The sequence below is a fragment of the Bacillus mycoides genome (assembly GCF_018742245.1).
GTDB lineage: Bacteria > Bacillota > Bacilli > Bacillales > Bacillaceae_G > Bacillus_A > Bacillus_A cereus_U.
Genome location: NZ_CP036132.1, coordinates 1,620,093 through 1,641,094 on the forward strand (window position 1 = coordinate 1,620,093; position 21,002 = coordinate 1,641,094).

Genomic DNA, 21,002 nt, shown 5'->3' on the forward strand with positions numbered 1-21,002 from the left:
GGAGGCGCTTAAGTGGAAATTAAACGTACGACAATTGAAAATAAGACGCTACACCCATTAAAACAGCCTGCAGCTATTTTAGAACATGAAATCCAGAAAGAACGAAAACGGAGTAATCTTGTGTTTACGGGGCAGTCCCAAATCATTTCGAAAAATAATGAAATAGGGATTTTACTTGCGAGTTTAGGTGATGGAAAGATTGTAAAAGAAATGCTTTCTAAGGAAATGGATACAGTGTTGCAGTTGTTTTCAAAGCTACATATGTTGTCCGAGGAAGGAAAGCAATCGGAAAAAATATATGAACAAATTGTTAGAAGTTTGCAGGGGCTTATTAAACAAGCGCATATAAAGGGAGTTCCGTTATTAGACGGAACGTATGATTTTGCTGAAGTGCAGCTTTCGTTTGGAAGAAAAGTGCATATTCCGTTACTTGATGTAAGTGCGCTCATTTCTAGAGTGGAACAAGATACATCAGAAGGAAATACGAATTTAATGATCACAGTTATTACAGCTTACATGACAAAATTGTCTAACGAAACAATTTTAATTAGTGGTACGGATCGTATTTCTAAAGAACGTGATGCAAGTGTGTGGAGAGCACTTGCAGAAATGAATATGGCTCAATTATCGCATGCGTTGAAACATACGATTCAAGAGCATAAATGGTCTGTTACAGCTCTATTTCTCTTTATATGGGTTATAGGTATTATATTGATTCGTATTATATAATAAAAAAAGGTCGTCATTTCAATTATGACGACCTTTTTCTATATTTTTTCGTAGAAGAATGTATCAAAACGCTGAAGGTTGTAGCGTTCGGGTGTTAAAATTTGTTCTGTGCTACCAACGAATAGTACGCCGCCTTTTCGTAAAGAACGACTAAATTTTTCATAGAGCTTTATTCTTGCTTCTTCTGTAAAGTAAATCATTACATTTCGACAAATGATTAAATCGTAGTTCGTATCAAATGTCTGCATTAATAAATCATGTTGTTTGAATGTAACTTGCTGTTTAATATTTTGATGCAATATATATGTATCATCTTCTTTTGTAAAATGACGTTGTTTTAAATCATTAGGTAATTCTTTCAAAGAGCGTTCTGTATATTGACCACGCTTCGCAGTTTCTAAAACATGAAAATCAAGATCTGTTGCTTGAATATCATAACGAAATGGAGCTAGATGCTTCGATAAGATTAAAGAAAGTGTATATGGTTCTTCACCGGCAGCGCAAGCAGCACTCCAAATTTTTAATTTACCGTTATTTTGTTCAAGTAGCTTTGGTAGAGCTTTTGTCTCTAACGTTTGCCAGCGTTCTTTATTTCTGAAAAACTCTGAAACGTTAATCGTAATGTAGTCAATAAAACTTAAAAATAATGTTTGATCGGTGCGTAAACTGTTTAAAAAGTTTGTATAATTGTCAAAACCTTTTCTTGAAATGAAAGCATCGATTCTTCTGCGCATTCTATCTTGCTTATAGGAAGCGATATCCATATTAAATAGCTGTTTAAAACTCGTAATAAAATGATCATAATCTTGTTCAGTTTTCATATTTACAATAGGCACAATAACGATATTGTGCCTCCCCCTTTACATCATACGAATTTTTTGTTCAAAGCTTTTTTTCATCTGCTTTTCATGTAAGCCTGGTAAATCATAAATAACGGCGTCAACTCCTGCTTCTTTTGCAATGTCAATAGGAATGACAGACGTATGTTTATCCCCATTATAAAAACAGAGAACTAAATCAGTATCTTCGACAATTTGCTTTACAAAAAACATATAATCTGATCGATAAATGGAGTCGGAAGGATGATCAAAAGCAATATATTCAGCCCCGTGTTTTTTTAAATAATCAACGACTTCTTGAAATTCGTCTGTTAATACATGTAACGGTTGTAGCGTATAAAGGCATAAATTTTGAGCGAGTCTTTCGTTTTCAATGAAAAAACGAAGAACTTCATTTTCAATAGCTTTATAGCATAATATGTAAATTTTATGTTTGTGAGCATAGTCAATTAAAAATTTTTTTATTTCTTCTTGATCTAATGCTGTTAATTGATTTGAACCACAAAGAAAAATATTCATAGATTTGTGCCACCTCATGCTAAATTGTAACATATCTTCTATAAAAAATAACTGCAAAATATGAGTGTTCAGAGTATAATTATAAATAACTGGATTTTACGATTAAGTTTTGAAAGAAATAAAAAAATAAATAGGTGATATATATGCTACGTTCTATCTCGCATAATCCAATTTTATCGCATATACCGCCTGCTACTCAAATGCCGAAAGAAGCAAATGTCAGGACAGGACTTGCATTTTCGGATAATTTGCATGCAGATCCGAAAAAAGATAAATTGTTAGAACAAATGGAAGCGCTAGTTGATAACATTGGGGAAATTAAAGAGAAAATTGAATTAGAGTTAACGCTTGATAATGTTATGGAATACAAAAATACTGTGAAATCATTTTTGAATTTTTACGTTGATAACTTACTGCAATATAAAGACGTTATGTCTCGTCATCCGCGTTATGGATATTCGCAGAAAATGACAATTGTAAAACAAGCTGAAGTGGGATTAAATGAAATGGAAGATGTTATGAATTTAATTAATACGAAAACAGGGCATTTAGAAATGTTAAATCAAATTGGAGAAATTCATGGTTTAATTGTAAATTTAGTCTTGTAAAAGGGAAGGAAGCTATATGTACATACAATTATATGAAAAGCTTGTTATCATTCAAAAAGCATATGAAAATATTCAAACGCTTGGAGAACAAATATATGAGAATTTAAAACATAAAAATGTAAATGCAGTTCAAAAGCTGCAAGTGGAACAATTACAGTACATAGAAGGTGTAAAAGGATTATCTCGCTCTTTTGAGGAGATGGTTGTTCAGTTTTGTGAAGAAAAGAAAGTCGAACCATTGCGTATGCGTTCGCTATTTTCGTATTTTTCACCGGAAGAAATTGAAAAAATGGAAGAATTACAAAAAAGTTTAAATAAATTAGAAGAAAATGTAAAAATGATTCTTTTGAAAAATCAATATTACTTAAACGTACTATTAAAAACTACAGAGAGTATTGTAGATTCCGTTTCTGAATACAATTTGGAGAAAAACAATAATTCGCAAATCTTTATGAATGAACTATTGTAAAGGAGAAGTGAAGCATTATGAGGTTATCTGATTATAATACACCGCTATCTGGTATGCTAGCGGCCCAAATGGGATTACAAACGACGAAACAAAACTTATCTAACATTCATACACCTGGCTATGTACGTCAAGCCGTGAATTTAGGGTCTGTAGGAGCAAGTAACGGTCATACGCCAGAACAGAGAATTGGTTCAGGTGTACAAACATTAGGTGTTGACCGAATTACTGATGAAGTGAAAACGAAGCAATTTAATGATCAGTTGTCACAGTTCTCTTACTACGCATATATGAATTCTACTTTATCACGAGTAGAGTCTATGGTAGGAACTACAGGAAAGAATTCATTATCTAGTTTAATGGATGGTTTTTTTAATGCTTTTCGTGAAGTTGCAAAAAATCCGGAACAATCGAACTACTACGATACATTAGTTGCTGAAACTGGAAAGTTCACAAGTCAAATAAATCGTCTTGCGAAAAACTTAGATACAGCGGAAGTACAGACGACAGAAGATATTGAAGCGCATGTCAATGAATTTAATCGTCTTGGTGCTAGTTTAGCAGAAGCGAATAAAAAAATTGGACAAGCAGGGACACAAGTACCTAATCAACTATTAGATGAACGTGATCGCATTATTACAGAGATGTCTAAATATGCCAATATAGAAGTGTCTTATGAATCTATGAATCCTAATATCACAAGTGTTAGAATGAATGGCGTTTTAACAGTAAATGGACAAGACACATATCCACTTCAATTAAATAAGGGGAACGAACCGATGACTGTTGCGATTTATGGATCGGATATTCCTTTAACAGGTGGAGCCATTCAATCAGCAATAGATACGAAAGGGAAGATTGCTAGTTATAAGAAAAATATTGAAGACTTAATGAGTTCTGTGAAAAATAAAGTGAATACAGTGATGGGAAAAGATTTCTTCGTTGGAGATCATGCGAAAGATATTCAGTTAAATCCTGAATTCGCAAAAGATGTTTCAAAAATGAAAATTTCTGCTGAAACAGCAAATAAACTGGCAGGAATTACAGATGGAGATTATAAAGAAGGTCTTTCTTATAAACAAGCGTTAGACCAATTTATAGTTGGTGTAGCTTCTGATAAAAGTGCAGTGAATGCTTATCAAAATATTCATAAAGACTTATTAGAAGGTATTCAGCAAGAAAAGATGAGTATAGAAGGCGTCAATATGGAAGAGGAAATGGTTAATTTAATGGCCTTTCAGAAATACTTCGTGGCAAACTCTAAGGCCATTACAACGATGAATGAAGTATTTGACAGTCTGTTTTCGATTATTAGATAACGCGAGGTAGAAACGAAGCCCCTTTTTTTATGTGTAGAGAGAGGGTCCTGCATAGGGTGGAAGCGGATAGAGCCTTTTAGTGGACCAAGCCGTGTAAGATCAGAGATATGAAATGATTGGATGGTAGGGAAGAAAATAGCCGTACAGTTGTGGTTGCTTCCCCGCGCCAAGTCAAATATAGATAAAGGAGAAGATGATGGATGAGAGTATCTACATTTCAAAATGCAAACTGGGCAAAGAATCAGATGATGGACTTGAATGTGCAGCAGCAATACCACCGAAATCAAGTAACTTCAGGGAAGAAAAACCTTCTTATGAGTGAAGATCCACTTGCGGCAAGCAAATCATTTGCGATTCAGCATTCTTTAGCAAATATTGAACAAATGCAAAAAGATTTAGCGGATTCGAAAAATGTATTAACACAAACTGAAAATACTTTACAAGGTGTTTTTAAATCTTTAACAAGAGCGGATCAATTAACAGTGCAAGCGTTAAATGGAACGAATAGCGAAAAAGAATTGAAGGCAATCGGTGCAGAGATTGATCAAATTTTAAAACAAGTTGTATATTTAGCGAATACGAAAGAGCAAGGCCGTTATATTTTCGGTGGTGATAGTGCTGAGCAAGTTCCATTCACAGAAGATGGTACGTATCAAGGTGGAAAAAATGATGTAAACTGGCAACTAAATGATGGCTATGAATTAAAAGCATTTCGTAACGGAGAAGAACTATTATCACCGGTTATAAAAACGTTAAAACAGATGAGTGAAGCGCTGAATAACGGTGATCAAAAAGCTTTGCAACCACTATTAGGAGAAAATAAGAAAAACTTAGATAGCATCATTAACCGTACAACTGAAGTTGGTTCAACTATGAATACAATGGAGACTTTTAAAACGATTTTAAGCGAGCAAAATTTAGCACTTCAAGAAAACCGTAAAGAAATTGAAGATGTCGATTTGGCGGTAGCAATTTCTGACCTAGCATATATCAATGCAACGTATGAAGCGACGCTTAAAGCGGTTAGTACGATGAGTAAAACGAGTATTTTGGACTACATGTAAACAATAAGGAGTGAGACAACATGGCAGGAACATTAACAGGTATTGGCGGTAGACAACAGATCTGGAACCTCGGAAATAATATGATCGATACATCTAACTTTGTAGAATTAGAAATGCAAGCGTTAGATATGAGAAAAACACCGTATGCTAATGAAAAGAACCAACTTTCACAAGATAAACTATTATACACAAGTTTAAAATCAGAATTTAGTTCTTTCACACAAACATTTAAAAACTTAGCGGCTTTTAAAGGGAATGAGAAAAAAGTTACAACAACACAAGATGGTTATATTAATGTAAAAGCTGATGGTGGAGCGATTGCAGGAACTTTTAATATGACGATTACACAGCTCGCACAGCGTCATCAAATAGCTTCTAATTCTATTGATAATATAAATGAGAAGCTTCCAAGAAATGAAACAATAAAACTAGGCGATAAAGAACTAAAAGTAACAACTGATATGACATATAAAGATTTAATTAATAAAATTAATGATGGGGATTATGGGGTATCAGCATATACACTTGGTAATAAAATTTTTATGTCCTCTACGAAAGAAGGAGAGGCAAACGCTATTAAATTAGCAAGTACACCACCTAACGTACTTACTGAACTATTTTATTCAGAGGTGAAAATTAAAGGGACAGGCACAAATCAAGACAGTGAAACTAAGACGGAAATGAAATTAAATACTATTAATGAAGCGAAAAATGCTATATATAGTATTAACGGTATCGAGGACAAAAGTCCTACGAATACAATTGAAGCTCTTCCTGGCGTGAAAATTGAATTGTTAAAAGTAACGGAGCCAAAAGTAGACGAAAAACCAGGTGAAGAAAAACCAGATGCAGGTACAACAACAGATTCAAAAGTAAAAGGTATTGATCTGAAGTTTACAGTAAGTGATTCAAATGTAACAGACGCATCAAATATTATTAAAAAAATGGTAGCTGATTATAATAAAGCTGTTTCTACAATAGATATTTTTGCTGGAAAAGGTGGAGCCTTCCAAGGTCAAGCCATTATGCAAAGTGTACGTCAAGCGATGAATAACATCGTAACATTTTCTCAAGACGGTAATTATTTGTTTTCATTTGGAATTCAATTAAAGCAAGACGGGACGATGGAAGTTAATGATGAAAAATTAACACAAGCGTTAAAAGACAAGCCGGATGCAGCGAAGCAATTTTTCTTTGGTTCTAACGGTTTAGGGAAGATGATGGAAGAACCACTTGATAAACTATTTGGTGATAAAGGTGTAGTCGGAGAGCGTGTAAAAAACATCGATTCACGTGTAAGTGATTTAGATAAAAAGATTAAAGATATTGAAACACAAAATCTGCAAAAACAAGATGAGATTGTGAAGAAGTATCAAAAGCTAGAAAGTACATTAGCGGCGCTAGATAGCCAACTAAAAACAATTAAAGCAATGACAAAACAAAAAAGTGATGATTAATGAAAGTTGAGGAAGTGATCGTATGCAAGCATGGCAACGTTATATGCAAAATGATATTATGACGAGTAATCCAATTAAAAATACAATTTTTATTTATGAAAGATGTATCGTTGAGTTTCGTAATTTAGAAGAGCTTTTAAATACTTTTAAACTACAAGAAGGAGATGCACTTCTTGAAAAATTAGAACGTATTTTTGAAGAGTTAAAGCTTCAATTAAATCCTGAGATTACTAAAGATTTATATGATAGCCTATTCGGTTTATACGATTGGATTAGCATTCAAATTCAGACGATGAAAGTAACACGTGAAGCAAAAGACATGGATGCGATTGTGCAAGTGTTACAAGATTTAATAGACGGTTACCGCGGAGCACTTGAAAATGAACAATGATATTTATCGAGCGTTTGTCGGCTGTTTTAATGAAATCGGTGAATTGCAAGTGTCAGATGAAGAATTTGCTGAGAAAAGTGCTATGTTAAATCGCTGGATGATGACTTTGGATGAAAAGACGCGAGCAGATGTTGCAGCGGAAGTGAGTCCATTAATAATAAAGGCAGCTCAACATATTCGAGATAAGCAAAAGATTTTGGAAGAAATGATTATGACAAATGATGGACGAATGAAAGCTAATTCGTTTTACGGTAAATATTAATTGTAAAGTATGGAAACGGATTTCTCCTTATTATAAGGGGAATCCATTCCGTTGTTTGAATAAAAGCGTTCCGCTGATTGAGGTTTCACTTTATGACTGTAATGAAAGAACAGAAATAATCTAAAAAATAAAAAAATGAACTTTATTTTATTGTTCTTATATCGAAATGTTATATAGATTACTAAGTGAATGCAGTTTTTTATATTCTTTTATATATTTTTGTATTTTTCTAAAGACAACAATGGGAAAATGGAATAAAATATGAAAGGGTATGTAATAGATAATATTTTAATAAATAAATACATATAAGGAAATGAATAATAAAGTGAAACTTCCATCAGTGGATGATCATGCCGTAAGCGAGCATGATGGAAAAAAGAAGGGTGTGGAATATGCCGGACTTAGTTAGTGATGTTAGTCATTATATGAATTATTTAGTAACGAAGCGAAATACTGTTTCTAGTAATATTGCAAATGCGAATACACCGGGGTTTAAAGCACAAGATGTAACATTTGCTGAACAAATGAATATGAATAATCCACTATTCAAAAAAAATGCTGCGGATTTAAAGAGTAATTCAGACTTATATCAAACGAATGAAATGCACTTACCGACAGCAAATGCGAAAAATACATATGCAAAGATTCAAACGAAATCAATGCAAACGAATAAAGATGGAAATAGTGTGGATGTAACGACAGAAATGCTAGATTTAATGAAAACAAACCAATTATATGGTATCTCAATTAATGCGATTAATACGCAATACGCAATTAACCAAGCAGCGCGTGGACGTTAAGAGTAGAAGGAGAGACAACGATGTTCCAAGCAATTAATGCAAGTGGCTCAGGACTAACTACAGCGAGAAAATGGATGGAAGTTACTTCTAACAATATCGTAAATGCGAATACGACGGGAGCGCCAGACGCAGAGCCGTATCACCGCCGAAGTGTGGTGCTAGAATCAAATAATAATTTTGCAAATATGCTAGAGGGAGCTCCTGCTAACGGAGTGAAAATAAAAAGTATTGAAACAGACCGAAACGAAAATCTAGTATATGATCCAACGCATCCACATGCAAATGAAGAAGGATATGTACGTTATCCGAACATCGATGTGACAGCTGAGATGACGAATGTAATGGTTGCTCAAAAAATGTATGAAGCAAATACAAGTGTATTAAATGCGAACAAAAAAATGCTCGATAAAGATTTAGAAATCGGCCGAGGATAAGAGGGAAGAGGGGAAATATGAAAATCCAACCAATGTTAAATACCCAGCCATTTGAAGCGATTCAACCAATTGGTGCACCGAAAACTTCACAAACATCTGTAGTTGAAGGTAAAAAGTTTATTGATTTATTGGAAGATATGAATCAAACACAAAATAATGCACAAACTGCGGTATATGATTTATTGACAAAAGGGGTAGGAGAAACACATGACGTTTTAATTCAGCAGAAGAAAGCTGAATCACAAATGAAAACGGCTGCTCTTGTACGAGATAATCTTATTGAGAATTATAAGTCACTAATTAATATGCAAATTTAGGAAAATGGACGGGTGTGTTTAAATGGAAAAGATAAAAAATGTTTTCCAATCGTTGAAAACGTGGCATAAGTTAGTAATTGGTGCTGCGCTCTTAGCGATTGTAACAGGAGCACTTTTATACTTCACCTTGCCAGATAAATATGTTGTTGTATATCAAAATTTAAACGATACAGATAAGCAAGAGATTACAGCAGAATTATCGAAGCTAGGTGTTGATTACCAATTAGCAGCCGATGGTTCGATTCGAGTGCAAAAGAACGATGCTCCATGGGTTCGAAAAGAAATGAATGGAATGGGCTTACCGTTTAATTCAAAAAGCGGTGAGGAAATTTTATTAGAAAGCTCGCTCGGTTCAAGTGAGCAAGATAAGAAAATGAAGCAGATTGTCGGTACGAAAAAGCAATTGGAGCAAGATATTGTACGAAACTTTGCGACAATTGAAACGGCAAATGTGCAAATTACATTACCTGAAAAAGAAACCATTTTTGATGAAGAAAAGGCAAAGGGAACAGCAGCAATTACTATTGGTGTGAAACGTGGACAACTATTAACAGCTGATCAAGTTGCGGGTATACAGCAAATGATTAGTGCAGCCGTTCCAGGTGTGAAAGCAGAAGAAGTAAGTGTTATTGATAGCAAAAAAGGTGTTATCTCAAAAGGAGCAGATGCAGCGCAATCTACTAGTTCCTCTTCTTATGAAAAAGAAGTTGAGATGCAACAACAAATTGAAGGTAAATTAAAGCAAGATATTGATGCGACGTTAATGACGATGTTTAAGCCAAATGAATATAAAGTGAATACGAAAGTGTCTGTAAATTATGATGAAGTTACACGCCAGTCAGAAAAATATGGTGATAAAGGTGTACTTCGCAGTAAACAAGAGCAAGAGGAAAGCTCTACTGCGCAAGAAGGAGCGGATGCGAAGCCAAGTGCTGGTATTACAGCGAATGGTGAAGTGCCAAACTACGGTACGAACAATAATCAAAATGGTAAAATCGTCTACGATAATAAAAATGGTAACAAAATTGAAAACTATGAAATAGATAAAACAGTTGAAACGATTAAGAAACATCCAGAATTAACGAAAACAAATGTTGTTGTATGGGTAGATAATGATACGTTAGTAAAACGAAGAATTGATATGACAACGTTTAAAGAAGCAATTGGTACAGCAGCTGGACTTCAAGCTGATCCGAACGGAAACTTTATAAATGGTCAAGTTAACGTTGTAACTGTTCAGTTTGATCAACCGAAAGTAGAGAAAGAGAAAGAACCAGAAAAAATCGGCATTAACTGGTGGTTATTCGGTGGAATTACAGGTGGATTGTTAGCGCTTGGTGGCCTATTATGGTTCTTCTTAGCAAGACGTAAGAAAAAGAAAGAAGAAGAGGAATATGATGAATACTTAGCAGAAGAGGAAGTTGCTGCTAGTAGTGAAAGCATTATGGAAATTCCTGAAGAGAAAATAGTACCAGAGCCAAGACAAGAACCAGTAGAACCGACAGAACCTACATTAGATGACCAAGTGCAGGAAGCTACGAGAGAGCATGTAGAAGGTACTGCAAAAGTTATTAAAAAATGGCTAAACGGATAGTAAGGGAGGAAAAACAATGTTAGATGAAATCTCCTCCAAAGAAAAAGCTGCCATCCTCATTCGTACATTAGACGAAGAGGTGGCAGCAAAAGTCATTGAATATATGACGGCTGAGGAAAAAGAAGTGTTACTTCGTGAAATTGCGAAGTTTCGTATATATAAACCAGAAACGTTAGAAAATGTACTAGGGGAGTTTCTGTATGAACTAAATGTAAAAGAATTGAATTTAGTGACTCCAGATAAAGAATACATTCGTCGTATATTTAAAAATATGCCAGAAGACGAATTGGAAAAATTATTGGAAGACCTTTGGTACAACAAAGATAATCCATTTGAATTCTTAAATTCACTTACAGATTTAGAACCACTTCTTACAGTGCTTAATGATGAATCGCCACAAACGATAGCAATTATTGCTTCTTATATTAAGCCACAACTTGCTTCTCAATTAATTGAGAGATTACCAGATCATAAACGTGTAGAAACGGTAATGGGCATTGCGAAGCTAGAGCAAGTAGACGGTGAATTAATTAATCAAATTGGTGAGTTGTTAAAAGCAAAATTAAATAATATGGCATTTAGTGCTATTAATAAAACAGATGGTTTAAAAACGATTGTGAACATTTTAAATAACGTTTCACGAGGCGTTGAAAAAACAGTCTTTCAAAAGCTCGATGAAGTCGATTATGAGTTATCTGAGAAAATTAAAGAAAATATGTTTGTCTTTGAAGACTTACTCGGTCTTGAAGATCTTGCGCTTCGCCGCGTATTAGAGGAAATTACAGATAACGGTGTTATTGCAAAAGCAATTAAAATTGCAAAAGAAGAAATTAAAGAGAAATTATTTACATGTATGTCTTCAAACCGTAAAGAGATGATTCTAGAAGAGTTAGATGGCTTAGGACCGCTTAAGATGACGGATGCTGAAAAAGCGCAGCAAACGATTACAGGTACAGTGAAAAAGCTAGAGAAAGAAGGAAGAATTATCATTCAAAGAGGTGAAGATGATGTCCTTATTTAAAAACAGAATTCCGAAGAATTCTGTTTCTTTTTCTGAAGAAACGTATGAATTACAGTTTCCAAAACCAATACCAGTTCACGCTGAAGGAAAAATACAAGTAGATCATGCAGAACTTCTTGCGCAGCAAGATGCATTACATATGGAAATGAATCAGCTAAGGCAGCATCAGCAAACGTTAGAACGAGAGCATCAGCAGTTGTTGCAGGCTAAAGAAGAGTTTCAAATGCATATTCATGAACAAATGGAGCAGGTGGAAGCAGCGCGTATACTGTTTCAAAAGGAGCAACAAGAAACGGCATACGAATGGACTGAGTTATTATGGAATCAATCTTTTCAATTAGCAGAAAAAATTGTGAATCAAGCGGTAGATTCACGATTATTAGATGTTCTGCCAATATTAACAGGTATCGTCCAAACATTGCCTACTTCATTTGAAAAGTTAATTATAACGGTTCATCCAGAAACATTTGAGCGTATACAAGAAGAGAAAGAAAATACGAAAGAGTATTGGTTACTACAATTAGTAGAATGGAAGTATGATTTTTCTTTACAGTTTGGCGAATTTGTTTTGGAAGAAGAGAAAGAGTTCTTTGAATTTAAATTTGCACCTATATTTGCGAAACTTCGTCATAAATGGGAAGAAGAAAAGTTGTTTGAGGAGCAAAACGTATGAACAACAAGCTCATGAACGAACATAATAAATGGAATACGTTTATTGAAACGCCGTTTTATACGAAAGTTGGCAAAGTTCATAGTGTACAAGAGCAGTTTTTTGTAGCGAAAGGTCCGAAAGCGAAGATTGGAGATGTTTGTCTCGTTGGAGAACATAGCGTCTTATGTGAAGTTATTGCAATTGAAAAAGAAAATAATATGTTACTCCCATTTGAACAGACAGAAAAAGTGTGTTACGGAGATTCAGTTACATTAATTGTAGAAGATGTCGTTGTGCCCCGTGGTAATCATTTGCTTGGCAAAGTGTTAAGTGCAAATGGCAAAGTATTAAACGAAGAGGCTGAAAATATTCCAGTGCAAAAAATAAAATTAGATGCACCGCCGATTCATGCATTTGAGCGTGAAGAAATTACAGATGTATTTGAAACGGGAATTAAATCGATTGATTCTATGTTAACGATTGGAATCGGTCAAAAGATTGGTATTTTCGCTGGATCGGGTGTTGGGAAATCTACATTACTTGGAATGATTGCGAAAAATGCAAAAGCTGATATTAACGTTATTAGTTTAGTAGGTGAGCGTGGCCGGGAAGTAAAAGACTTTATTCGAAAAGAATTAGGTGAAGAAGGTATGAAAAAAAGCGTCGTTGTTGTAGCGACGTCAGATGAAAGTCACCTTATGCAACTTCGTGCGGCAAAGCTTGCAACGTCTATTGCTGAATTTTTCCGTGATCAAGGAAATAATGTATTACTTATGATGGATTCAGTTACTCGTTTTGCCGACGCTCGCCGAAGTGTTGACATTGCAGTCAAAGAATTACCAATCGGTGGTAAAACACTCTTAATGGAAAGTTATATGAAAAAGTTATTAGAGCGATCCGGAAAAACACAAAAAGGGGCAATAACAGGTATTTATACAGTGCTAGTTGATGGTGACGATTTAAATGGTCCTGTACCAGATTTGGCTCGTGGTATTTTAGATGGACATATTGTATTAAAACGTGAGCTCGCAACTCTTAGTCATTACCCTGCCATTTCTGTACTAGATTCGGTAAGTAGGATTATGGAAGAAATCGTATCGCCGAATCATTGGCAACTTGCAAATGAAATGAGAAAAATTTTATCTATTTATAAAGAAAATGAATTGTATTTTAAACTAGGAACAATTCAAGAAAATGAAGAAAATGCTTATATTTTTGAATGTAAAAATAAAGTAGAAGCTATAAATATGTTTTTAAAACAAGGTCGAACGGATAGTTTTCATTTTGAAGATGTTGTCCAAGCGATGCACCATATTGTATAAGATCTCGCCCTTTGAGGTCTTATTTTTTTGTTTTTAATATTTCACAGATTTTTTTGTAAAAAAACTATATAATAGAAAAAGGGAACGTTATAATAGGAAGGGGCTATGAAAACGGGTGGATAAGCAGCAGTACGACACGATAAAATTGCAGATTAATCAAGAGAAAGAACAAATCTTGAAAGAAGTGTACGAACTAACAGCTGAAAAAAGAAAAATAGAACAAAAAAAAGAATATGATCTGTATGTTGTGAAATCACGTAGTAAAGTCGTACAAACTGGGCAACGTATTATGGCTGGTATGCTGTCTTCACATACATTTTCACCTGAAAGAATAGAAGAATGGAATCGAAAAATTAAAAAAACAGAAGGTTTTATTCAAAAAAATGAAAGCCTTTTAGAGAAAATAAAAGAAAAAGAACGTGTCATTGATGAAATGTATCAAGAAGATTGTAAGAAGCTTGCGAAAGTAAAAGAAAAGTTAGAAGAAAAAATGCTTCTTGATTTAAAAATGTGTATGAACGGATGAGGTGGATGTAGTGATACAATTTGTATTACCGGTGCAACAGAGTTTACCTCCGCAAAAAGAAAAAGGGCTAGAAATACAATCGAAAAATGAAAATTCTTCATTTGATAATACAATGAGAATTGAAAATAAAAAACAGCCGAAAACGGAGAAACCGAAACGAGAAGAAGCACCAGAAGAAGAGAAGAAAGAATATCTTCTCGCAAAAAAAACGGTAACGAAAGACGAACCGAGTGTAAAGAAAGAAGAAAAAAAAGAGACAGAACAATTATTACTAGCTGTATCTGAGCAAATGATTGCAATTGAGCAATTACGTGTGCAGCCAGAATTGTTATATCAATACATACAAAAAATACAAGAATTATATAAAGAATACGGAAATATTAAACTGAACGAATTACCTGCAGCTGAATTACAGCAATTACAAGAATTGCTTTCAAACATGAACATTAAGAATGCCATATGTTTAGAAGATACAATGCAAATGGCGTTAGACAAGATGACAATGCCAGAGCAGACGTTGCAAGTATTAAAAGTCGTAGAATCAGAAACTTGTAATATTGCAAAGAAACAAGAGGAGTCTAAGGAAGTAGAACTCCCGAAAGCAGAGAGCGATGATGTGAAGGTAGAGTTACCAAAAGTCGATCAGTTAAATGACTCAAGTTCGGCCGGAGCGGAGTTATTAAATAAAGCAACGGGTACTGACCAAATAGGAAAACAAAATAGTGGAGCTGAGAAGGTTACATTACCTGACTTAGGCAAGAAGATGGAAGCACAAGTAGAAGCTCTGCAAAAATTTGTAGTGAAACAAGAACGTGTTTTATTCCAGCTAAATCCAGAGAAACTTGGTACATTAACGGTATTTATGAAAAAGCATGGAGATCAAATTGATGTCCATGTAGAAATGGAAAAACACGATGCGAAAAAACGTGTTGAAATGATTTTTGACGAATTGAAGCTAAAGTTAAAAGAAAAAGAAATTAATATTCAAATTAGTTATTCAGAAAAAGATGAACATCGTAAAGAACAGCGAGAGCAAGAGCAAAGGCAAAAACAAAAATTAGCAAATACGAAACATGAGAAACAACAATCAAAAGAATTTGCGGGATTATTGGAGGAATAAAGCGTGCCAACAGTTGGATTAAATACAACGAGTACAAATCATATTCCGTTACAAGCAGGAGCGCAAAAAAGTAATGTACCTGTTAACGGTGTACAATCGCCAGTTCAACAAACAAATGGAGTTTCAGCAGGAGAGCAAAAAACTCCTGGGGTAATGGGAAAAGATGATTTCCTAAAATTGTTTTTATCGAGTTTCCAACATCAAGATCCATTCAATGCGATGGATATGAATCAAATGATGAACCAAACAGCGCAGTTATCTCTTATGGAACAAGTACAAAATATGACAAAAGCAGTTGACTCTTTAAGAACGACGATGCATTCGACAGCGCTTGATGGTGGAATGAAGTTTTTAGGAAAGTATGTAAGAGGTATTGACGGTGAAGGGAACAAAGTAACTGGTCAAGTAGAAACAGTTCGCCTTGCAGAAAATAACGAAGTACAGCTCGTTATTGATAATAAAGTAGTGTCTCTTCGTTTCGTGGAAAGAGTGTCTGATAAACCAATTGGAGAAACGAATCCAGAAGATGCAAAGAAAGACGATCAAAAAGTAGCTGAAGAAGTAAAAACAACAAATTCATAAGGGAGTGTCCATACGTTATGATTAAAGCGTTATATACAAGTATTACAGGAATGAATGCAACACAAAATGCATTAAGTGTAACTTCAAATAATATTGCCAACGCACAAACAGTAGGTTATAAAAAACAAAAAGCAATGTTTGATGATTTACTATATAACAATTCAATTGGTTCAAAAGGCGACGATAAATACGCAGGGACGAACCCTAAAAGTATCGGTAACGGTGTGAAAATGAGCGGAACAGTTACGGATTATAGCGATGGTACAATTACGCTAACGGGTGGTAAAACACAAGCAGCGATGGAAGGTAATGGTTTCTTCGTAGTGGGTGATTCAAAAGGCGGTAACATGGAATTTACGCGTAAAGGTACGTTCGGAATATCTTCAGATTACTATATTACGAATACAGAAGGACAATACGTGTTTGCATATCCTGCAAATGAAGCGACTGGTGAAGTTGATTTATCTGGTATTCCAGGACCGTTGCAAATCCCAATGGGAACGGCAATTGGAGGTATTCGAACATCGAAAGGTACAATTAAAGGGAATATTCCAACTGATGCAACAAAAATCACGCAAGATTTGCCTGTATACGATGATGCCGGTAATACATGGACAATGCGTGTAGAGTTTACACGAACGAGCGAACATAATTATTCATATAGAGTACAGATGCGTAACGATTCGAAAAAAGCAACAACGTTTGAAGATGTTCCAAATGCAAATGGTCAAATGACGTTTGATGCAGTAGGAAATCCAAACCAGACAAACCCTGGAGCAGCTATTCCGTTTAATGGCGGAACAATAAATTTAGATTTTAGTAAACTAACAAATCATCCGACAGATAAAACATTATCAGTAACAGAAGTAGATGGTAGAGCAGCGGCAACGGTTAAAGATTGCTTTATTGCTGACGGTGGATATGTGATGGTAAAATATTCAGATGGAAGTATGAAATCTGCTGGTCAGTTAGCTGTTGCAATGTTCCCAAATGAGGGCGGTTTAATGAAAAACGGAAATGGTAACTATACAGCGACGAATACAACTGGTATTTTAGCACTGGGCGCATCTGGTCAAAACGGTGCAGGAAAAGTACGTGGTGGCGCACAAGAAGGTGCAAACGTAGATTTATCTGTAGAATTTGTTGATTTAATGTTATACCAACGCGGATTCCAAGGAAATGCGAAAGTAATTAAAATTTCAGATGAAGTATTAAATGAAGTTGTGAACTTAATTCGATAATATATTGTAAAGAAAAATTGTAACGTAGTAGAAAGGGTTTTATATTCGTATGACAAGACAAGAACGAATTTTACAATTGCCTTTTTTCGAAAATAAACGTGAGCTTGCTGAGCAAGTGTTAAAAATAGAACGAGAAGAGCATGTATATTTACCAGACCAATTTGAAATCAAACAAGTGCCTCCATATTCGTTTGGTGAAAAACAAGCAATCATTGGCCGTATACACGAGTTTTATTTCGTAAGTATTGGTAGTAATGGTGTTTGGCAGTATCAATTGTTTAAAGATGAGATGAAGTGCCGTGAGTTTTTCGTTATGTTGCCGGATATTACGGATCAGCAGCTTGCTTTTTGGTTCAATAACATTGAGCTGTTGAAAGGGGCTTAAAAGCTTTCTTTTTAGGTTTTGAGAGAGGACCCAGCGATGAGTAGTAGCGGTGTCAGTGCCTATGTGTGGTTCGTGCATTGTGAGACCAGAGATATGGAGTGGCTGGAAGCCAAGAGTATTTAGGTGATGCCTCTTTACTTTTGGGAGAGAGGATTTCTCTGATTCTAGGAGCAGTGATTTGAAATAGATTTAGATTAATTTAAGATAGCTGTGTTATATTGTACAATTAGACTAAGTTTATATAAAAGGAGAGGTGAGGAGGATGGCGCAGAATAAGTATCGCGTTACATTCATTTCGCCAAGTGAGGTTGAGCAACGTACTGTAATGACGGCGAGTAGTTTGCCTAATTTAATACGTCAAGTAGAGAGTATTATTGCAGATCCGAACGGTTATTTTGTAAATGATAAAAAGAATAATTGCTATTTTAAAGTGATTAAAGAAAATGTTACGTTTATTCAATATGAGTTACTATTTTCGGATAAGGAAATTCACATTGAAAAGTTAAAACATATAGCACCGGCGGTATTGAAACAAGTATTTAAAAAAATAAACGATCCGGAATTATATGCACTTGCACTCCTTGATGTTGATATAGCTACAAAGGAATATGTGCTAGGAGAAATGAATCCAGAGCTTAGAGTGAGAGTGGAAACAGAGCTTTCGAAAAAATGGGAAGCGATGCCGACAGAAATTGTAGGAGCGCAAGAAGTGTTACTAGAAGCACTTGCTTCCTTTATACAAGATTAAGCTTTACCACTGTTTTTATTATTTTAAAACTGTAAGGCTCAGTCAACTATCTATATTTTTCATATAGGTAGTTGACTTTTGAATGTTATTAAAGCTTAATAATTAGATATACGGAATTAATGGAAGGGGAGCGACACCTTTATGTCACAAGCACAAAGTATTTTATTAGAAAGTGGAACAAACGAATTAGAAATCGTAACTTATACTGTTGGTGAAAATTTATTTAGCATCAATGTAATGAAAGTGCGTGAAATTATTAATCCATTCCCTGTTACAACTGTGCCGGAATCTCATCATGCAGTTGAAGGTGTTGTTCAAGTACGCGGTGAAATCTTACCTGTTATTAACTTAGCGACAGCTCTTAATTTAAAATCTATAAAGCCACTTGATCAAACGAAATTTATCATCTCGGAATTAAACCAAATGAAAGTTATTTTCCGTGTTGATGAAGTGCATCGTATTCAACGCATTTCTTGGGAACAAATTGATGAGCCAGCTTCATTATCTATGGGACTAGAAGAAACGACGTCTGGAATTGTAAAACTAGATGGGAAAATTATCTTATTGTTAGATTATGAAAAAATTGTTTGCGAAATTAGTAACACTGGTTATGACAATAAAACACTTTCAGGATTAGAGCAAAAAACAGATCGAGCTGAAAAAGTTATTTATATTGCGGAAGATTCAGCGATGCTTCGCCAAATACTAGAAGAAACATTATCAACAGCTGGATATACGAAAATGAATTTCTTCAGCAATGGTGCAGAAGCGTTAGCACAAATTGAAAAACTAGCAAAAGAGCAAGATGAAAAAATGTTTGAACATATTCATCTACTTATTACAGATATTGAAATGCCAAAAATGGATGGACACCATTTAACGAAAGTAATTAAAGATAGTGAAGTAATGAAGCAATTACCAGTTATTATTTTCTCTTCTTTAATTACGAATGAGTTGTTCCATAAAGGTGAGGCAGTTGGAGCGAATGCTCAAGTGAGTAAGCCTGATATTCAAGAGTTAATTGGTTTAGTTGATAAGTTAGTGCTTTAAAAGCTTCTTTTTAGTTGGAAGAGAGGAACTAGCCATGTATAGTACTGGTTAGTTCCTTTTTAGTATTCTGCAGGCAGAGAAATCAAACGTTCCTGGAGTGTTTATGACTGTATGTATTAATAGTCTCTTTCGTGAATTTAGCTGTTTGTATTTAGGGGTTATTGATTGGTTTAATTAATAAGTAATAGGTTTTTTTCATTTGAAAATATAAGAGAATATATCTCTGGATTGTGTTAGTAATATTTCGTGATAGCGCAAAATTTTTCGGTGAAATTACATTAAGAATACCATATAATATAATTAAACACATTTTATTGGTATAGCATCGTGTTAGATTTTTTTTATTATTTTCTTAAAAAATCTTTTCTATTATTTACATACTTTTTATACTTTTTTATATGTTAATTATTTGACAGATAATTTCGAAATGTTATAATATGGATATGTGGAAATTTCTATTTTCTTAAAAGACATGGGAGTCAGATGAGAATTGTGAAAGGATGAGGGGGAGTGACACATATTATGTATCACCACACAGCAATCAATGTATTAAGTCTTTTACAAAACATGTCAAATAATAAAACGAACGATATGAAATTAGAGGCGGAATTTAAAAAAATAGAGAAACAATTCCGAATAAAGTATGAAGAGCTTATCGATTTATATAATAGAATGGTATTATTTCAAATAGATATAGAAAAAAATGGCGGTATGCGAGTATATGAAAAATCAGAGATTACATGGTTGAAGTCTGAACTAGAACTATTGTATGAAGTATATCAATTTTGTCAGCGTCAAGGCTTAAACATCGCAAACATTTCAAAATATGTTAGTAAAAATGAACTGAATTTATTTCCGAAAACAGAAAGTCAATTACAGAACACGTATTATAAATTAAAAAAACAAGAAATCCCGTTTGAAAATATCGAAAAACAAAAACCGGGGCGAAAACGTAAATATGCACCTGTAAAAGAGACAATTGCTGAGATAAAACAAGAAAGCAAGCAGGAAGTAAATGAAGACGTTCGAAATGAAGAAGATGAAAAAAGCCTCGTAACAGTTATATCTGGCATCGTGGATAACTTTGAAACAATTAGTCAATGTAGTGAAAAGAAAGAACACGAATTGCATCAGTTCATGGCGGGGATTTATAAGCTTTCTAGCATGGCTGCAGGGCGCTCGAAAGAAGAGAAGAACGCTCGGGGTCTTGAAGGTGAAGTGCATTCATTACGTGCTGAAAATGAAAGGTTAAAACGAGAGAAGGAAGACCTTGTACATGATATTAAAGAAATAACGCATCATTTAATTCATTTCATTACGAGCTCTGATATCGATCAAATTCGTACGTTGCCTTTCTTCGTAAAAGAGTGTAAACAAGATTTACATAAGCTGGGATTATATAACGCTCAAGACGGAAAAATGAAAATTCTGGTTGATAGTAGTGGTCAGGTTATGACTGTATCATAATAAAACTGGGTACAAAATAAAAGGGAAATACATATACACTATGTATTTCCCTTTTATTTTGTATGAAAATGTTCAAAAAAAGAAATATG

The 21,002-nt window shown here is 34.5% G+C and carries 25 protein-coding genes; 23 read left to right on the forward strand and 2 right to left on the reverse strand.

Annotated features, from left to right (window positions below; genetic code table 11):
• Positions 1 to 12 precede the first annotated feature (12 nt).
• Positions 13 to 729 (forward strand): hypothetical protein, encoded by a 717-nt coding sequence (locus tag EXW56_RS08255; RefSeq protein WP_215597354.1) that lies wholly within the window; start codon positions 13 to 15, stop codon positions 727 to 729.
• Between the two features lie 38 nt (positions 730 to 767).
• Here EXW56_RS08255 and EXW56_RS08260 read toward each other — a convergent pair whose 3' ends face one another.
• Together EXW56_RS08260 and EXW56_RS08265 are read right to left on the reverse strand one after the other, a co-directional pair.
• Positions 768 to 1,550 carry a CheR family methyltransferase gene (locus EXW56_RS08260; protein ID WP_070139045.1) on the reverse strand — a complete coding sequence of 261 codons (783 nt, stop codon included), beginning with the start codon at positions 1,548 to 1,550 and terminating at the stop codon, positions 768 to 770.
• A gap of 39 nt (positions 1,551 to 1,589) precedes the next feature.
• A complete protein-coding gene (locus EXW56_RS08265; RefSeq protein ID WP_002201059.1) occupies positions 1,590 to 2,087 on the reverse strand; it encodes a flagellar motor switch protein FliG in 498 nt (165 codons plus the stop codon).
• 143 nt (positions 2,088 to 2,230) lie between these two features.
• On the opposite strand from EXW56_RS08265, the gene EXW56_RS08270 reads away from it, so the two are divergent.
• The 22 genes from EXW56_RS08270 to EXW56_RS08375 all read left to right on the forward strand — a co-directional run bounded on the left by EXW56_RS08270 (position 2,231) and on the right by EXW56_RS08375 (position 20,913).
• Positions 2,231 to 2,695, forward strand: coding sequence for a YaaR family protein (locus EXW56_RS08270; RefSeq protein ID WP_002149161.1), 465 nt, complete (start codon positions 2,231 to 2,233; stop codon positions 2,693 to 2,695).
• A 16-nt stretch (positions 2,696 to 2,711) separates the two neighbouring features.
• On the forward strand, positions 2,712 to 3,164 hold the full coding sequence (locus EXW56_RS08275) for a hypothetical protein (RefSeq protein WP_002201058.1): 453 nt from the start codon (positions 2,712 to 2,714) through the stop codon (positions 3,162 to 3,164).
• Between the two features lie 17 nt (positions 3,165 to 3,181).
• Positions 3,182 to 4,480 (forward strand): flagellar hook-associated protein FlgK, encoded by a 1,299-nt coding sequence (gene flgK, locus EXW56_RS08280; RefSeq protein WP_002202551.1) that lies wholly within the window; start codon positions 3,182 to 3,184, stop codon positions 4,478 to 4,480.
• Between the two features lie 200 nt (positions 4,481 to 4,680).
• Positions 4,681 to 5,544: a flagellar hook-associated protein 3 gene (locus EXW56_RS08285; RefSeq protein WP_002149158.1), complete on the forward strand. Its 864-nt coding sequence runs from the start codon at positions 4,681 to 4,683 to the stop codon at positions 5,542 to 5,544.
• A gap of 20 nt (positions 5,545 to 5,564) precedes the next feature.
• Positions 5,565 to 7,001, forward strand: coding sequence for a flagellar hook-associated protein 2 (locus tag EXW56_RS08290; RefSeq protein ID WP_215597355.1), 1,437 nt, complete (start codon positions 5,565 to 5,567; stop codon positions 6,999 to 7,001).
• 22 nt (positions 7,002 to 7,023) lie between these two features.
• A complete protein-coding gene (fliS, locus tag EXW56_RS08295; protein WP_002012050.1) occupies positions 7,024 to 7,392 on the forward strand; it encodes a flagellar export chaperone FliS in 369 nt (122 codons plus the stop codon).
• Positions 7,382 to 7,654, forward strand: coding sequence for a hypothetical protein (locus EXW56_RS08300; RefSeq protein WP_002201054.1), 273 nt, complete (start codon positions 7,382 to 7,384; stop codon positions 7,652 to 7,654). Before fliS ends, EXW56_RS08300 begins: the two co-directional genes overlap by 11 nt.
• Before the next feature lie 392 nt (positions 7,655 to 8,046).
• Positions 8,047 to 8,454 (forward strand): flagellar basal body rod protein FlgB, encoded by a 408-nt coding sequence (gene flgB / locus EXW56_RS08305; RefSeq protein WP_002201053.1) that lies wholly within the window; start codon positions 8,047 to 8,049, stop codon positions 8,452 to 8,454.
• Positions 8,455 to 8,474: 20 nt separating this feature from the next.
• Complete coding sequence (gene flgC, locus EXW56_RS08310) at positions 8,475 to 8,888, forward strand: flagellar basal body rod protein FlgC (RefSeq protein ID WP_002201052.1); 414 nt, start codon at positions 8,475 to 8,477, stop codon at positions 8,886 to 8,888.
• Positions 8,889 to 8,905: 17 nt separating this feature from the next.
• Positions 8,906 to 9,205, forward strand: a complete 300-nt coding sequence (gene fliE / locus EXW56_RS08315; RefSeq protein WP_002201051.1) for a flagellar hook-basal body complex protein FliE — start codon at positions 8,906 to 8,908, stop codon at positions 9,203 to 9,205.
• 22 nt (positions 9,206 to 9,227) lie between these two features.
• A complete protein-coding gene (fliF, locus tag EXW56_RS08320; protein WP_215597356.1) occupies positions 9,228 to 10,799 on the forward strand; it encodes a flagellar basal-body MS-ring/collar protein FliF in 1,572 nt (523 codons plus the stop codon).
• Positions 10,800 to 10,815: 16 nt separating this feature from the next.
• On the forward strand, positions 10,816 to 11,820 hold the full coding sequence (fliG, locus tag EXW56_RS08325) for a flagellar motor switch protein FliG (protein ID WP_002201049.1): 1,005 nt from the start codon (positions 10,816 to 10,818) through the stop codon (positions 11,818 to 11,820).
• A complete protein-coding gene (locus EXW56_RS08330) occupies positions 11,807 to 12,493 on the forward strand; it encodes a FliH/SctL family protein (RefSeq protein ID WP_033714185.1) in 687 nt (228 codons plus the stop codon). The genes fliG and EXW56_RS08330 overlap by 14 nt, the downstream gene beginning before the upstream one ends.
• Positions 12,490 to 13,794, forward strand: coding sequence for a flagellar protein export ATPase FliI (locus EXW56_RS08335; RefSeq protein WP_002201047.1), 1,305 nt, complete (start codon positions 12,490 to 12,492; stop codon positions 13,792 to 13,794). The genes EXW56_RS08330 and EXW56_RS08335 overlap by 4 nt, the downstream gene beginning before the upstream one ends.
• A 115-nt stretch (positions 13,795 to 13,909) precedes the next feature.
• The gene (locus EXW56_RS08340; protein ID WP_002201046.1) at positions 13,910 to 14,320 is read left to right on the forward strand and encodes a hypothetical protein; all 411 of its coding nucleotides are present in this window, start codon (positions 13,910 to 13,912) and stop codon (positions 14,318 to 14,320) included.
• A gap of 10 nt (positions 14,321 to 14,330) precedes the next feature.
• The gene (locus EXW56_RS08345) at positions 14,331 to 15,440 is read left to right on the forward strand and encodes a flagellar hook-length control protein FliK (RefSeq protein ID WP_215597357.1); all 1,110 of its coding nucleotides are present in this window, start codon (positions 14,331 to 14,333) and stop codon (positions 15,438 to 15,440) included.
• Positions 15,441 to 15,443: 3 nt separating this feature from the next.
• Entirely contained in the window at positions 15,444 to 16,022 is a 579-nt protein-coding gene (locus EXW56_RS08350; RefSeq protein WP_002201044.1) for a flagellar hook assembly protein FlgD, read from the forward strand.
• A gap of 17 nt (positions 16,023 to 16,039) precedes the next feature.
• Complete coding sequence (locus EXW56_RS08355) at positions 16,040 to 17,263, forward strand: flagellar hook protein FlgE (protein ID WP_002201043.1); 1,224 nt, start codon at positions 16,040 to 16,042, stop codon at positions 17,261 to 17,263.
• Between the two features lie 49 nt (positions 17,264 to 17,312).
• On the forward strand, positions 17,313 to 17,648 hold the full coding sequence (locus tag EXW56_RS08360; RefSeq protein WP_002201042.1) for a DUF3964 family protein: 336 nt from the start codon (positions 17,313 to 17,315) through the stop codon (positions 17,646 to 17,648).
• A 262-nt stretch (positions 17,649 to 17,910) separates the two neighbouring features.
• Positions 17,911 to 18,396: a hypothetical protein gene (locus EXW56_RS08365; RefSeq protein ID WP_002201041.1), complete on the forward strand. Its 486-nt coding sequence runs from the start codon at positions 17,911 to 17,913 to the stop codon at positions 18,394 to 18,396.
• Positions 18,397 to 18,537: 141 nt separating this feature from the next.
• Entirely contained in the window at positions 18,538 to 19,446 is a 909-nt protein-coding gene (locus EXW56_RS08370; RefSeq protein ID WP_002201040.1) for a chemotaxis protein, read from the forward strand.
• Between the two features lie 522 nt (positions 19,447 to 19,968).
• Positions 19,969 to 20,913 (forward strand): DNA-binding domain-containing protein, encoded by a 945-nt coding sequence (locus EXW56_RS08375; protein WP_002201039.1) that lies wholly within the window; start codon positions 19,969 to 19,971, stop codon positions 20,911 to 20,913.
• Positions 20,914 to 21,002: the final 89 nt, after the last annotated feature.